We start from the raw sequence: 13,940 nt of genomic DNA on the forward strand, positions 1-13,940 counted from the left end.
TGGTGGAATGAAAAGCATTACGACTTTTATGAGTTTACTTTCGCTGATGCTTTTAAGTTGTCAGGCACAGACAAACAAGGGCAAGCAGTTGCTCACTTTGGAAAAAGAAATCGCACTGCCGGGCGTAAAAGGCCGGATAGACCATATAGATATTAACCTCCAGGATCAGATAGCCTATATCGCTGCTTTAGGCAATAACACGCTGGAAATAGTTGACCTGAAAAAAGGTAAAGTAACGGGCAGTATTAAAGGTTTTGATGAGCCGCAGGGTGTTACTTATATTCCAAAACATCAGGAAATATTTGTCGCCAATGGAGGTACGGGCGAGTGTGGTTTTTACAATGCAATAACACTTAAAAAGACGGGAAGCATCAAATTGGCAGATGATGCGGATGATGTGCGGTATGATGCCGAAACTGATAAAATATATGTTGGCTATGGTAGTGGCGGTATTGCCATTATTGAGAGTGCTACCCATAAACTGGTTGGCGATATTCCATTACCTGCGCATCCGGAATCTTTTCAATTGAATACCAAAACGAATAAATTGTGGGTTAACCTGCCCGGTTCGAGCGTGGTGGGAGTGTGTGACCTAAAACAATTAAAGCTAATTGCTAAATGGTCAAAGCTATTACCCCGTGCCAACTTTCCAATGGCTTATGATGAAGCGCAGCACCGGATCATTGTCGGTTACCGGTTACCTGCTAAACTGATCGTTTATGACAGTGAAACAGGCAAAGAGATTTTTAGCGCGCCGATGGTAGGCGATGTGGACGACCTGTATTGGGATAAAGAAAGTAAGCAGATCTTTATCAGTGGCGGCGGTGGAGAAGTCAATATTTTTAAGCAGGCCGGAGATAAGGATTACCAAAAAATAGCCAGTATCAAAACCCGTAATGGTGCCCGTACTTCGCTGTTAGTTCCTGAATTGAGTTTGTTTTTGATCGCTGCGAGGGCGGACGGGGACAAAGAAGCAAGCCTTTTAGTTTATCGCACGAAATGAAGTTAAAACCTGGTTTAGTTTTGAAGGTCAATCATGACGATGCCAATCATTACGTACAAATTATCAATATCCAATATGTCAATGAAATCTTACAGGTACAGATCCTTTGCGGCAAAACGGTCAATATCTGTAAAGTACCAGCGATCCGGTGGTATTATGAAAATCCAAAAAACGTATTAGCCGATGGCCTGCTCGAAAAGATCGGCGAAGCCATCGACAAATGCCAGCCTGCTTAGGCTGCGCTGCGTTTACCCTTTTTCATAAAGAACAAGGCCACACCCAAAAGCGCCAGTGACAGTATTCCGCCATACAAGAAATCCTTTCCTGCAAAATGGCTACCTGTGTAACCCGCTATTGGGTAAGCAATAGCCCACCATAAATGAGAGAATGCGAAATGTGAACCGTAAACTTTGCCCTGTTCATTTTCCGCAATATTTTCACCGATCAAAGTTTCGGAAGGCATTTCGGCAAGACTTTGGCCTAATCCGGCAAATACCCATAACACCATCATAATAGAGATCATCGTATTTGTCAAAAACTATAGTGAAGAGCATGACCTGGCGATACTGCAGACAAAGACCCACCAGGCGTCTGCAAAGGCCAGGCTATGTAACGAAGCGCCTGTGCTTGGTACGGAATGGGCTGCACACGGACATCCAAAAACCGAGGAAGGCCTGTCGGTAGGATCGAAACTGGACGGGCAGGTGAAAGATATATTAATTGTTGACCACGAGCACGACGTCGTCCTGGATTCCGGCTCGACGACGATCACGGCGCAATGCCGAGGTTACTCCGGTTGCGGCGTAATCAATCCGAAGGAGCAGGTGACCTCCATATTAAGATACCGGGATACCAATGCGTTCTGCTCCGTCAGTGTCCGCAAAGCAGAGGCTTTTTTACGTAGCAACGGTGTATATGTCCATGAAGACGAGCTGGACAACTTTGAGGCTTACAAACCGGAGGCCTTTCAAACGATCTCCAACCCTTTTAAGGATATTTGTACCAGCCACATGGAAAGGGTTGCGGTCGCCAGCAGCCCCCAACAGATCGCTTCAGGCCTTCAAGGCGGGCTTTTCTTTCCCACAAAAAGTCAGTCATTAACAGATATCATCGCTTATCTGAAGAAGAATATTGATCTGAATAATCATTTATGGGTAGGCTGGCTGGAGTTCTTATCGTATATCCAGATGCTGAAGGGCGCTAATACCGATGTCAATTCCATTTATATAGAGATCAAAGGCGCCGACCTTTCGAAGCTTGCCGAAGGGATAGAGACTAAGATTAAACAGGATGTTAAGCTGACTTTACAATTTTTCTTCACGGAAGAGAAAGAATATTTTACGATCGCGAGAAAATACCTGCTTAGAAAACAGGTCGAGGGAACGCTGGAGAATCTTTCAGTTTATGCCCTGCCTTTTGCCGTTAACATTTAATGATTGCTGGCTAACTCACGGGCTATCCGGGCGGTAAGCGTGCGAATTTGTATGGCTTTAGCAACATTAAGACAAGAAGATCCATGTATTACTAGGTGTTCAAGTCATAAGTAGGCCTCAACCTTTCGACTATCCAAATACTTTTACCGCCAATCAAAGGAATAGTAGTTATACTTAGTTTAGTGTAGATTTACAGACGATTATTTTACATTTCTATTACATATAAATTTAAAGACTCTCACTTTCTTCAATATTTTTGTTACACCAAGCGATGGATAATCCTCCTGCTGCAAATTAACCAATTTTTTAAAACTAAACTATTTACGATGTACAACATTCTAATGACGGTCTTACCGATCTCGAACAACAACTACGTTGCTTTTACTTTTTTTGTTGGTTGCATGGCTATGCTTGCCGCCTCCGTTTTTTTCTTTTTTGAAGTTTCAAATACCGACAAAAGATGGAGGACGTCGGTGTTAGTTTCAGGCCTAATTACTTTTATAGCCGCTGTTCATTACTACTACATGCGCGATTATTATTTGGCGACAAATACATCGCCTACTTTCTTTCGGTATGTAGATTGGATATTAACGGTTCCTTTAATGTGTGTGGAATTTTATCTCATTACCAAAAAGGCCGGAGCTAAAATTGGTTTATTGTGGAAGTTGATAACAGCCTCAGTTTTTATGTTAGTAACCGGCTACATAGGGGAAGCTATCTATGGAGCGGAAACTCAAAGTTGGGTTTGGGGTACATTAAGTAGTGTTGGTTATTTCTACATAGTTTACTTAATATGGTTTGGTGAGGTAGCACAACTCGCTAATAATGCTGGTACAGCAGTGGCAACTGCTAACAAAACCCTAGCATGGTTTGTTTTGGTAGGATGGGCTATTTATCCAATTGGTTACATTGCAGGAACACATGGTGGTTTATTTGGAATGGATGTATTTCATGGTCTCTCTTTAGATATCGTGTACAACATTGGTGATGCAATTAATAAAATAGGGTTTGGCCTTGTTATTTATTCCTTAGCACAGTCTGATAAACCGACATTAGCATAATTTTCTGCTTATTAGGTTGTTTTGAAAGATTAGCACCTGTTTATATATTAGGGTGTTAATTTTTCAAAATAACTTCTAATATTAGTTGCTTTAACTATTTATACAGTTGCTCCGATTAATTTTCTTCTTAAATTGTAAGCTATTATGTTGAGGACATCACTAATAATAACCGGGTTACTCGTAGCTATCAATCAACTTTTTTTTTTCCCTCTTTCTGAAAGTATTCAAACATATGTTTTTATAGCTGGTATAATATTATTAGGTATTCCGCATGGTGCTGCAGACCTTTTAATTTCGATGAAAAGCGCAAACGATAAAAAAAGTCTGTTTTCGTATTATAAATTTTTTTTTCTCTATTTAGGGCGATTAGGTGCATTTCTTTTACTCCTTTTATTTTTACCTTCTGTTGGTATCATAATATTCATAATATTCGCATCTTTTCATTTTGGAGAAACTGACCTATATAAATTTGACACCCATACATTTAAAGGAAAGCTTATGTCCTTCGGCTATGGGCTTGCAATTGTAAGCGTGATTGTTTTAGTGCATTTTGACAAAGCCAGTTCCCTATTGATATTGTTTAAATCCGGCAGAGATAACATTAATCTTATTAGCTATGTCAAAAATTACAAGCTTATAATCTTATCGTTTTCGCTTCTCTTTTTCTTTATCACTGCTTTGAGTTACTCTTCTATCACTCGTGCAAATACGATTTTTACCTGGAATTTTATCTTTACGTTTACCTCAACTGTAATAATTCTTTATACCCTGCCGCTATTCCTAGGGTTTACTTTTTACTTTATTTTATGGCATTCGGCAACATCTTTACGAAATATTACCATCTACCTTCAAACTGATTGTAATTTTTCAATGAACAATTTTATTAAGCAAATTAGTTTATATAGCATAATTGCAATTATAGGTATTATGTTGTTCGGCATGGCTGGCTTTATGTTCTTAAGCCATGATACCTTAATAATTTATATAATTTTAAGTCTCGCTGTTTTAACAGCACCGCATATTCAGGTCATGCATAGCATGTATTATGATATAAGGATCAATGATAGGTTAGACACAATAAACAAGGTAAATTAATACCGTCCGAAGAAAAATCAATATTGCATTTAAGTCGAAAGACGTTATCGATTTTGCACAAAGCAAACTCCCATTAGATTGTAACTTTGGCCTATGATCAAGCCGTTTTTTAAGTGCTAAGGGACTTAGAACTTAGGTTTTTTTTATTTTGGCTCATCACCGTATAAATTGTAATGTTCATAAGGATAAGCGCCATGCCATAGAACATATCTTCAACTGGAATTGTAGAAATACGCAAACCAGTATAAGTGGATTTATTATACCAAACTACGGGCTCATTCAGCCCAGTCCCTGTCAACAAACCATTAACAACGAAAAATGGAAAAAGAAGTATTGCATAAGTAATGTAAAAACGGACTAACCACCTTACTTTCAGCACATATTTTGCTATCGATAATAAAACAATTAATAAGGTAAATGCAAATAAGGGATAGGTTTTATTATGGTATATAATTGACAATGTAATTAAAAAACCGATAAATATTGGAGTTAAAAGACGATCATTATATGGCGTTCGAGCATTAAAGTATAGGATGTTCAGACAGTGGAAAGTAAATACGCAAGCGTAAGGGATACAAAAAAAGAATAATACCTCTTCAATCGGTAAGTTAACAAAGGTAGGTCCCATTACGTATTTGAAGTTGAATCCCCATATTTTTAAATTTGTAAATAAAATATCGTTGGATATAAAAAAAAATGATGTAATTACCAAAGCAGGGAGAAATACAGGCCAAATTTTAACAAAACCAAATCTGGAGTGGAAAGAAAAGCATAATGGAAAAAGTATCGTAAAAAAATCGATGAGAAGATAAGTAAACTTTATATGCATTTTTATATCATTCCAATTAAGACTAAATAACCTAGATAATTCAAAATTTACCTCCCAATTCAATCAAATTTTTTGCGCTTTATCAAAATAAATTATTATTCAACGAAACGGTTGTAAGTACAAAATTAAGTTTGGTACTTTGTAGTTCAGAGAACGATTTATGTACATAAAAAAAATTGTCTGACCCCCGATTTAACGTGCATCACTTTTTGAAATTTAATTGATGTGGTATAACGGGATATTTTTTCGCTAATTGGCTATAACGTAAAAATAACTATCAATTCGTCAACGTTTATTCATCTACGTGTCATGTTCTAAAAATAAAGACGGTTTTGATATAATTTATTATCTAGGCTGTAGCAGCCCTCTTTTTGCTATGCATACAAATTTCATCAACCTATTTTGAAAAGCATAGTATTTTTTGTTAGTAAGCAGTAACTAAAATCTTACCTGGACTCAAATCCTTACCACCGAGTCAAAAGCTTATTTCAAGCAAATAGAATAAATAACACCTACAATAATGAATTACTGTACTCAAAATTTATTACCTCACAGGTTTGTAGCGGAATCGGTGTCATTGCTGTTGCATAAATTTAATAAATGACAACAACGGAAAATATAAATTCAGCAAAAGGTATTAATTCGCTGCTTTATCGGGTCGAATAAGCGGTGGCGATGACGCACCCATTGCAGCCATTGTTCGAATGCGGCGCTCCGGGGAACCTCTTGGCGAAGTGCATCTAAATATTTATCCAGTATTTGCAAACCGTAAATTTCAAAAATGACAAAAGACTCTGAATTCTAGCTGGAATGATTTTGTCGAGATATAAATTCGTCGGTTTGATCTGTCTTGTCCTGATATAGCTTGTCACTAAAGACAAGAAAATGAAAGCAGTATCAGTAAAAAAGAAGAAAGTCGCAATTGTTGTTAGGCGGAAGCCATTTGATAAGGTCGATGAGCAGACCAAAATAAAGATTGTCGAAGAAATAAAAACTGGGATGATCAGTTGCCTTGGGGCAAGCCGAAAATACCGGGTTCCAAGAAACACCATAAAGGCATGGGCAGGTAAGCTTAATTTGACTACTTTGCTGAATGTCAACAATTCCTCAGCGCTTCCCGGGATGACCCAAAGTCAGGAATCAAAGTTACTCGTAAAGAAGATACATGAGCTTACTAAGGCATTAGAGCTATCTCAATTAAAGAACCTTGCCTTGGAAACGATGATCGAGGTAGCTGAAAGTGACCTACATATCAAGATCCGAAAAAAGCGTGGTACCAAACAGTCTTAAGAATGCGGCAAAAGCGGCCAGAGTATACCCTGGTAGCTATTTGTGCACTGTTTGGTGTAAGCCGTCAGGCTTACTATTTAGCTCATCATAAGGCTGCAAGGACAAGCATAGCACATATGGTTGTGTTAACATTGGTTGGTGAGTTCCGTGCTGCTGTTCCTATGCTTGGAACCAGAAAACTATTACATATGCTCATTCCGGAGATGGAAAAACATGATATAAAGATGGGCCGGGACCTGCTGTATGACCTGCTACGTTTCCACGGCTTATTGATTCGCAGAAGAAGACGCATGGTGAAAACAACAGATTCTCATCACTGGTTAAGAAAATATCCTAACCTGATCACGCACCTAACCGTATCAGCACCAGAGCAGCTCTGGGTAAGTGATATAACTTATATCCGTACGTTGGAAGGCTTCAGCTACCTGAGCCTGATCACAGATGCCTATTCCAGAAAAATCGTTGGATATGCCCTGCATCCCAGCCTGGAAGCAGTTGGATGTATTGGAGCCCTGGAAATGGCAGTAGACGGAAGGAAACGGCTATCTCCATTTATCCTGATACATCATTCTGACCGAGGAATACAATACTGCTCCCAGAATTATACAGCACTGCTAAACCAGGATAGGATCGCCATTAGTATGACTCAAAGCGGCAGTCCTTATGAAAATGCACTTGCCGAGCGCGTTAACGGAATTATCAAGAATGAGTTCTTTCCTAAAAAGGTTTATCAGAACCACAAGGAAGCAAAGAAATGCATTGTAGCAATCATTGGTCATTATAACGATAGGCGTCCACACGCAAGCTTAAATTACCATACACCGGAGCAGGCTCATGGCATGTCCGGTGAAATCAAAAAGCGTTGGAAGGGATATCCACGCCCCAAAAAAGGAAAGGAGGAAAATCAGGTTACTGGCATTTAAGACCGTGCTGGCAAAAAGAAAAAAAGAAGCAAAAAAGAAAAACGCATTAGGATATGGAAAACTGAAGGAGTTTCCCACATCCTAACACGCTAATAATAACAATAAGAGGTAAGCTTTCAGCTATTAAGAAAATAAAAGGCGTACCCTTGTAAAGTAAAAGCAGGACTAATGAAATATCGGTGTAAACCGATTCCAGTATTACTACTCAAAAACGACAAGTAAAACCAGGACGAGACAATCTGTAAACCTATAGACGTATAAGACCCCTCATTCCGAAAACTACAGACAGGCATTTCCAGAACACTTTGACCACATCAACTTCTTGAGTGTTAATTGCTATTTCCCTTCTTATCAACACAACTAGATGCTCTAAAGCGCACGGAATAGCCTGATCAAGCATGCCGGAATATCCAACGTATTACCGATATCGAAGTGAAAAAATTAATACATATCGCAATGGCACCTAATAAAGAAATGCTGACCAACTTAGCCGAAGGTAAATTATACCTGTTATCTACCCATTATGCCAACATCGTAAATAATGTGTATGAATACGCTTTAGCAAGCTATACCCAGCAATTAGAAACTACCGCTGGAATAGTGTTTTATCTTTTAAAGAATAACGATTGATAAGCCATTCAGGAAAAACAGAAATTTGTTCTTCGGTAGAACTTATTTTTTTACCGGCAAGAAAGTAGCTCAACCTTTGGCTTTGTACACCACTGCATCGAGTTTCATTTGTTTTATAATACTCTCAAGTCCACCAGCACGTTTCATCGAAAGCATACTCTTAAATCCTATCTTTTCAATAAAATTAAGTGGGGCACTGATAATTTCATCAGCAGTATGTCCTGAAAGTACATAAATCATCATCGCTACAAGTCCTTTCGCATAGTCTGCGTTCGCATCTGCTTGAAAAAAAACTTTTCCGTCCTTGAATTCACTGTACAGCCAAACATGTGCCTGGCACCCCTTAATCATACGGTTATTTGTTTTCAAGAAATCATCTAATGGTTTTATATTTTTACCCAAATCAATCAAGTATCCAAATTTATCAAAAATATCCTCAAACACTTTAAACTCTTCCACGAGTTCCTGCTCTGTATTTTCTATTGTTTTCATCTCTGTCATTTTTTGCTTATCCGTTTAATTTATTTATAAATTTACTGCCTGAGCAATTAGCTCAGCCACATCCATTACTTTAACTGATTGTTCTTTATTGAAATATTTTACACCACCCGTCATCATTGTGTTACAAAACGGACAACCAACAGCAATAACGTCAGGATTCAATGCCAAGGCTTCTTCTATGCGCTCAACATTTACTTCTTTGTTACCTTTTCAGCTTCTTTAAATATTTGCCCTCCACCTGCTCCACAGCACAATCTCTTTGCTTTACTGTGTTTCATTTCAGCAAGTTAAACATCTGAATTTAAAATAACTTCACCTGCGGTTTGGTACACATCGTTGCCACGACCCAAATAACAAGGGTCATGAAATGTTATTTTTTTACCTTCAAAACTGCCCCTTTCAACTTTTATTCTAATATGGTTTAATAAATCTTGTAATAGTTGCATAAGATAAATCGCTTCGTAATTTCCACCAAGAGAAGGATATTCGTTTTTCAATGTGTTAAAAAATCCGGACAGTCGTTTAATTTTTTTTCACATTGTAACCATTCAACACCGTAATATTATTCATTGCCTACAGTTGAAATAAAACTCGTTACCTGCACTTTTTGCAGGGTTTTCAGTACAACTTTCTTCTATACCCAAACTTGCAAATTTTACATTAGTATGATTTAAAATTTTAACTAAAGCTTTGGTAACTTTCTTTACTTTGTCATCAAAAATTACGGCACAGCCAACCCAAAATAAAATTTCCGGTATCTCCCTGGCTGTCATGTACTCAGCCATTGTAGTTACTTTTAATGGTTCGCTCATTTTTTAAATAGTTTAGCTTTTTATTACTAATTTACCTACACAAATACAAAAAGGTTGGGTGGCGAAAACTTTTCTCTAAGCTTGTCTTATTTGTTTTATCCAGTCAAGACCTTGTTTATAAAGTTCTATTGCAAGCGCTATTCTGCAATCAAAATCCAAGTTTCCTGTTTTACCTTCAGCAATATATTGGTTTATGTATTCTATATTCTGCTCTATGGAAAGATTTTCAATTATAGCATCGGCATCCGACCTATATTGTGCGAAATCGTTGTTATTTACCTCTATTGTTTTTGTTATAAAAGTTCCATCCCACATTTTAGCAGCGCAGAAAACGCCGGTAGCTTTTGCCAAGGAAGGAGCCAGAGTGCCTTCCAGTCCTCGCTTTAAAACAATAACACCATCAAACCCTGTCATATTCCCAAGCTCTGCCATCTTTTCCAAATAGGGTATATGAAATACCGAAGTGATAAGAATGTTTGCTTTCACCGGATTCAAAACTTTTTCAAGTGTAGACAAAAAAGGCCTTTTCATAATGATCTTCCTTCTTTCGACCCATTTATCAAGGATGGGATAAAATATTTTCTGATCTAATCCCCAGCCAAATGGATGTTTCGATTCAGTTACACGCATTTGAGTATTTAAAAATTCAGCATTTAAACCTTTATACAAATCCCATGTATTCAACGTTATTTTTGGCCCGGATGTACGCCCACAAATAACAACAACATTGTAATCTTGTTTTTGCAGTTCATGAGCAATGATTGGGGTTATCATATATGAATGTTCTACTCCATCAAATGGTTCGGCTAATTGAATAATCGGGGCCTCTGTAAATGCGATGGTGTTATTGATTACTGAGTTTTGAATGGCATTATATAAACCCTCATATTCTTCGTCAGATTCATAGCGTATCCTCAATATACTTACCGCCATGCCGCGAAAGGATTCTCCGGGCTCTTCCGAAAATAAAAATGAGCCTAATGCAGTAGCTTCTTCAAGTGTTAGCGTTTGTTTTTGTATCAATTTCACGCCTATACTTTTCATTTTAGCGGGAGCATCGAAACATAATTTATTCCACATTATTGAAGCATCGGATAAACTGCCTTTCTCTATATATTCTTCTAATAACAAATAAGCAGGCGCTATCTCTTTCATCATTAAAGCACCAAAAAAAGCGCCTATTAATATTGGACTTGCTTTTCCTTCCCCCAGCTCTTCATTAATTTCAATAATCAATTCGTCGGGGAGCTTTTTGCTTCCATGCTTACCGATACCAATTAGTTTAACACCTCTTTGAAGTGGTGAAAATGTTGTTTCTTGAGTGGTTTTCATACTTAATAGATCAATATTTACAGTACACACCTCCACACAAGCATTGCCCGATGTGCAGCCCCATAACGCCTCATTAGTTATGCAAGAACATAACGATTTGCCATCATCTATAGTCCTTATTTGCTTATCCGTTTAATTGATTTAATGATTGCATTTACGAAAACATCAATTTCCTCTTTTGTATTATAAAATGAAAAACTTGCACGCACAGTGCCCGGAATCTGATAGTGTGCCACCAGCGGTTGGGTGCAATGATGCCCTGTTCGCACGGCTATTCCTTGCGCATCCAGGAGCATGCCTATGTCAAGCGGGTGAATGCCTTTCACCACAAACGAAAGTACGCTTACTTTTTCTTTTGCCGTGCCGATAATTCGCAAACCCTCAATGGCAGAAATTTTTTCTGTAGCGTAGGCAAGCAGTTCCTCTTCATAAGCTGCAATATTTTCAAGGCCAAGGTCGTTGATGTAATCCAACGCCACGGCAAGCCCAATTCCGCCTTCAATATTTGGGGTGCCGGCCTCAAACCTTAGCGGAGACCCTTCGTATTCTGTCTTATCGAAACATACCGTTTTGATGGTTCCGCCTCCCACTTGATAGTTCGGAAGTTTTTTCAGCCACGCTTCTTTGCCGTAAAGAATCCCTACCCCTGTTGGCGCATAAACCTTATGTCCACTGAAGCAATAAAAATCCGCATCTAAATCCTGCACATCCACCATCATGTGAGAGATTGATTGGGCACCGTCCACCAGCACTGGAATATTTTTTGCGTGAGCCATGGAAATGATGTCCTTTACGGGGTTCACCGTGCCGAGCGTATTTGACACATGCACAATGGCAACCAATTTTGTTTTTGCCGAAAGCAGTTTTTTGTATTCGTCCATCCGCAACTCTCCGTTGTCCGTCATTGGGATAACTTTCAGTACGGCATTTTTTTCTTCGCACAACTGTTGCCATGGAAGAATATTACTGTGATGCTCCATCTCGCTAACTATAATCTCGTCCCCGGCATTAACAAAGTTTTTGCCAAACGCAGTGGCTACCAAGTTGATGCTCTCGGTAGTTCCGCGGGTAAAGATTATTTCGTGCTCATGTTTTGCGCCGATGTGTTTTTGAATAGTAACACGGGCATTCTCGTATTCATCGGTAGCATCCTGGCTCAAACGGTGAACCCCGCGATGGATATTGGCATTCTGCCCGGTGTAATATTTTACGATGGCATCAATAACTTGTTTCGGCTTTTGTGTAGTAGCGCCGTTATCAAAATAAATTAGCGGCTTACCATTCATAGTCCGCAAAAGGATTGGAAAGTCTTTTCGGATTTTCTGCACATCGAAAAGCGCTTTTTTTTCTATATGTTTTTTTTGTGTCATTAGTTCAATTTCTTATTTTCATTTTCTTTTTTTATCGAATCTTGTTATATTATATTGACCAACTACGTTTACGTAATCCGGCACTTTTAAACAATTATATTCCTTAACTATGGCTGCCTCCTCCATCAAATCTTTCAGAGCCATGCCTTCCTGAATTAGTTTTTGTATTTCTTTAACCCTTTCAATTTTTACAGGTATTAAGTTGCTATCATTTGTATAACTAAACCACATTATTCTTTTTTCTATATCTGTTTTTTGAAGTCTTGCAGTACCTTTGATGGTTTTTATGCTATTAATATCCTGATGCTTTAATGAAGCCTTATAGTTTTGGGGATCTTTCGTCAAACAGCATTTAAATTCTGTCCATCGCCTATCTTTTTTTTTGGTGGATAAGGTAGGGCTTTGTTTAAAATCGGTTAACCATGTAGAATAACAGAATTCTCTTCCACAAGGGCCAATTCCACCTAAACGACTGGCTTCCTCCAACACACTAATCTGTCGCATTACTATTTTTACACGAAACGTTTTAGCAAGTAACAAAATGAGTTCCCTAAAATCTACTCGGCCTTCAGCCGTATAATAGAATGTCGCTTTGGTTTGATCCCCTTGATAATCAACATCACATATTTTCATCTTTAAGTTCAACCCTTTAGCTAAAACACGTGATTTATACATTGTTTCAGATTCTAAACTTTTGGCTATTTCCCATTTTTCAATATCCCTGGGTATTGCTTTTCGATAGATATTTTTGACCACGTCTTCTGGCCGAACAGCATACTTTTTTAGTTGTAAACGAACTAATTCTCCAGTTAATGAAACATGGCCTATATCATACCCTCCATTGGCTGAAACAACCACTATATCTGCTTTTTTGAGGTGAATTTTTTCAGGATTTAGATAAAAATCTTTACGTCCTCCTTTAAATTTTATTTCAATAATATTAAATGTTTGATAATTGGATGGCATCGGTATGTTGGCAAGCCAATCATATACATTTAATTTACTACCTCCATCAGCAATGTAGGATACATTATTTCTGTATTCTGAAGGAGAATCCTCGTCTGTTACACAACTTTCGTGTTTCATATTTGCCAATTATATAGATTGTTCCTTTTGAGGAGCATATTAAATTTATTTTTTTACTAGAAAAAATATTCACCCTCCTCCATTATTTTAATACACCGGCTCAATAATTATCTCAGTTAAAACCGAATTGGCAATAAAACATTCTTGGTGGGCAAGGTGGTGCATTTCATTTATTATTGTATTGTCCGGTATGTTATTTCCTTTAAAGGTGATATGCGGCCTTAGATACACGGTTGTTACCGCCATTCTCAATTTTTCATTTTTGCCCAGTATGGCTACTGCATTATCTTCATACGTTGCTACCGTATATTTTTTCATGGAAGCAATAGCAAGAAATGTGAGCAAATGGCAACTTGCCAACGATGCGGCAAAGGCTTCTTCCGGGTTTACCAACTCTGCCTTGCCTAGGTAATCGGGAGCAGCAGAAGCTTTTATTAAAGTTCCTCCTTCAAATTCCCACAAGTGGCTGCGGTCATACGTTTTGTAAGAGAAATCTCCTCCTTTATTTTCCCATCTTAAATAAACTTTATGTTCCGACATGTTTTTTGATATTTTTATTTTTTTACACTATTTTA

The 13,940-nt window shown here is 38.1% G+C and carries 18 protein-coding genes; 8 read left to right on the top strand and 10 right to left on the bottom strand.

Translation table 11 applies throughout. The features are described 5' to 3' along the window. Positions 1–7: 7 nt before the first annotated feature. Positions 8–1,003: a hypothetical protein gene (locus RHM67_RS13890; RefSeq protein WP_322227391.1), complete on the top strand. Its 996-nt coding sequence runs from the start codon at positions 8–10 to the stop codon at positions 1,001–1,003. Beyond that, positions 1,000–1,239 carry a hypothetical protein gene (locus RHM67_RS13895; RefSeq protein WP_322227392.1) on the top strand — a complete coding sequence of 80 codons (240 nt, stop codon included), beginning with the start codon at positions 1,000–1,002 and terminating at the stop codon, positions 1,237–1,239. The genes RHM67_RS13890 and RHM67_RS13895 overlap by 4 nt, the downstream gene beginning before the upstream one ends. Here RHM67_RS13895 and RHM67_RS13900 read toward each other — a convergent pair. Continuing rightward, on the bottom strand, positions 1,236–1,526 hold the full coding sequence (locus RHM67_RS13900; protein ID WP_322227393.1) for a hypothetical protein: 291 nt from the start codon (positions 1,524–1,526) through the stop codon (positions 1,236–1,238). The two genes, RHM67_RS13895 and RHM67_RS13900, sit on opposite strands and share 4 nt — an antisense overlap. 100 nt (positions 1,527–1,626) lie before the next feature. Here RHM67_RS13900 and RHM67_RS13905 point away from each other — a divergent pair, with 100 nt between their 5' ends. From RHM67_RS13905 to RHM67_RS13915, 3 genes are all read left to right on the top strand, one after another. Next, the gene (locus tag RHM67_RS13905) at positions 1,627–2,436 is read left to right on the top strand and encodes a hypothetical protein (protein ID WP_322227394.1); all 810 of its coding nucleotides are present in this window, start codon (positions 1,627–1,629) and stop codon (positions 2,434–2,436) included. Between the two features lie 326 nt (positions 2,437–2,762). Then, positions 2,763–3,497 (top strand): bacteriorhodopsin-like, encoded by a 735-nt coding sequence (locus RHM67_RS13910; protein WP_322227395.1) that lies wholly within the window; start codon positions 2,763–2,765, stop codon positions 3,495–3,497. 144 nt (positions 3,498–3,641) lie between these two features. Continuing rightward, positions 3,642–4,592 (top strand): Brp/Blh family beta-carotene 15,15'-dioxygenase, encoded by a 951-nt coding sequence (locus tag RHM67_RS13915; RefSeq protein WP_322227396.1) that lies wholly within the window; start codon positions 3,642–3,644, stop codon positions 4,590–4,592. Between the two features lie 109 nt (positions 4,593–4,701). Here RHM67_RS13915 and RHM67_RS13920 read toward each other — a convergent pair whose 3' ends face one another. After that, positions 4,702–5,421, bottom strand: a complete 720-nt coding sequence (locus RHM67_RS13920) for a lycopene cyclase domain-containing protein (protein ID WP_322227397.1) — start codon at positions 5,419–5,421, stop codon at positions 4,702–4,704. Positions 5,422–6,306: 885 nt separating this feature from the next. Between RHM67_RS13920 and RHM67_RS13925 the strand changes: the two genes are divergently transcribed. From RHM67_RS13925 to RHM67_RS13935, 3 genes are all read left to right on the top strand, one after another. Continuing rightward, on the top strand, positions 6,307–6,711 hold the full coding sequence (locus RHM67_RS13925) for a hypothetical protein (protein WP_322227398.1): 405 nt from the start codon (positions 6,307–6,309) through the stop codon (positions 6,709–6,711). Positions 6,712–6,713: 2 nt separating this feature from the next. Next, complete coding sequence (locus RHM67_RS13930; RefSeq protein ID WP_322227400.1) at positions 6,714–7,634, top strand: IS3 family transposase; 921 nt, start codon at positions 6,714–6,716, stop codon at positions 7,632–7,634. A 456-nt stretch (positions 7,635–8,090) separates the two neighbouring features. Continuing rightward, complete coding sequence (locus RHM67_RS13935; RefSeq protein ID WP_322227401.1) at positions 8,091–8,264, top strand: hypothetical protein; 174 nt, start codon at positions 8,091–8,093, stop codon at positions 8,262–8,264. A gap of 69 nt (positions 8,265–8,333) precedes the next feature. On the opposite strand, the gene RHM67_RS13940 is transcribed toward RHM67_RS13935, so the two are convergent. From RHM67_RS13940 to RHM67_RS13975, 8 genes are all read right to left on the bottom strand, one after another. Continuing rightward, positions 8,334–8,756 (bottom strand): SufE family protein, encoded by a 423-nt coding sequence (locus RHM67_RS13940; protein ID WP_322227402.1) that lies wholly within the window; start codon positions 8,754–8,756, stop codon positions 8,334–8,336. A 33-nt stretch (positions 8,757–8,789) separates the two neighbouring features. Beyond that, positions 8,790–8,933, bottom strand: coding sequence for a hypothetical protein (locus RHM67_RS13945; protein ID WP_322227403.1), 144 nt, complete (start codon positions 8,931–8,933; stop codon positions 8,790–8,792). A gap of 119 nt (positions 8,934–9,052) precedes the next feature. Next, positions 9,053–9,262, bottom strand: a complete 210-nt coding sequence (locus tag RHM67_RS13950; RefSeq protein WP_322227405.1) for a (Fe-S)-binding protein — start codon at positions 9,260–9,262, stop codon at positions 9,053–9,055. Positions 9,263–9,331: 69 nt separating this feature from the next. Then, a complete protein-coding gene (locus tag RHM67_RS13955) occupies positions 9,332–9,577 on the bottom strand; it encodes a heterodisulfide reductase-related iron-sulfur binding cluster (RefSeq protein ID WP_322227407.1) in 246 nt (81 codons plus the stop codon). Positions 9,578–9,652: 75 nt separating this feature from the next. Beyond that, the gene (locus RHM67_RS13960; protein ID WP_322227408.1) at positions 9,653–10,909 is read right to left on the bottom strand and encodes a hypothetical protein; all 1,257 of its coding nucleotides are present in this window, start codon (positions 10,907–10,909) and stop codon (positions 9,653–9,655) included. Between the two features lie 116 nt (positions 10,910–11,025). Then, complete coding sequence (locus tag RHM67_RS13965) at positions 11,026–12,279, bottom strand: cysteine desulfurase (protein WP_322227409.1); 1,254 nt, start codon at positions 12,277–12,279, stop codon at positions 11,026–11,028. A gap of 18 nt (positions 12,280–12,297) precedes the next feature. Then, entirely contained in the window at positions 12,298–13,365 is a 1,068-nt protein-coding gene (locus RHM67_RS13970) for a PSP1 domain-containing protein (RefSeq protein WP_322227410.1), read from the bottom strand. Positions 13,366–13,452: 87 nt separating this feature from the next. Further along, positions 13,453–13,905, bottom strand: coding sequence for an OsmC family protein (locus RHM67_RS13975; RefSeq protein WP_322227411.1), 453 nt, complete (start codon positions 13,903–13,905; stop codon positions 13,453–13,455). Between the last annotated feature and the right edge of the window lie 35 nt (positions 13,906–13,940).

The organism is Mucilaginibacter sp. 5C4 (assembly GCF_034345625.1).
GTDB classification, from domain to species: domain Bacteria; phylum Bacteroidota; class Bacteroidia; order Sphingobacteriales; family Sphingobacteriaceae; genus Mucilaginibacter; species Mucilaginibacter aurantiaciroseus.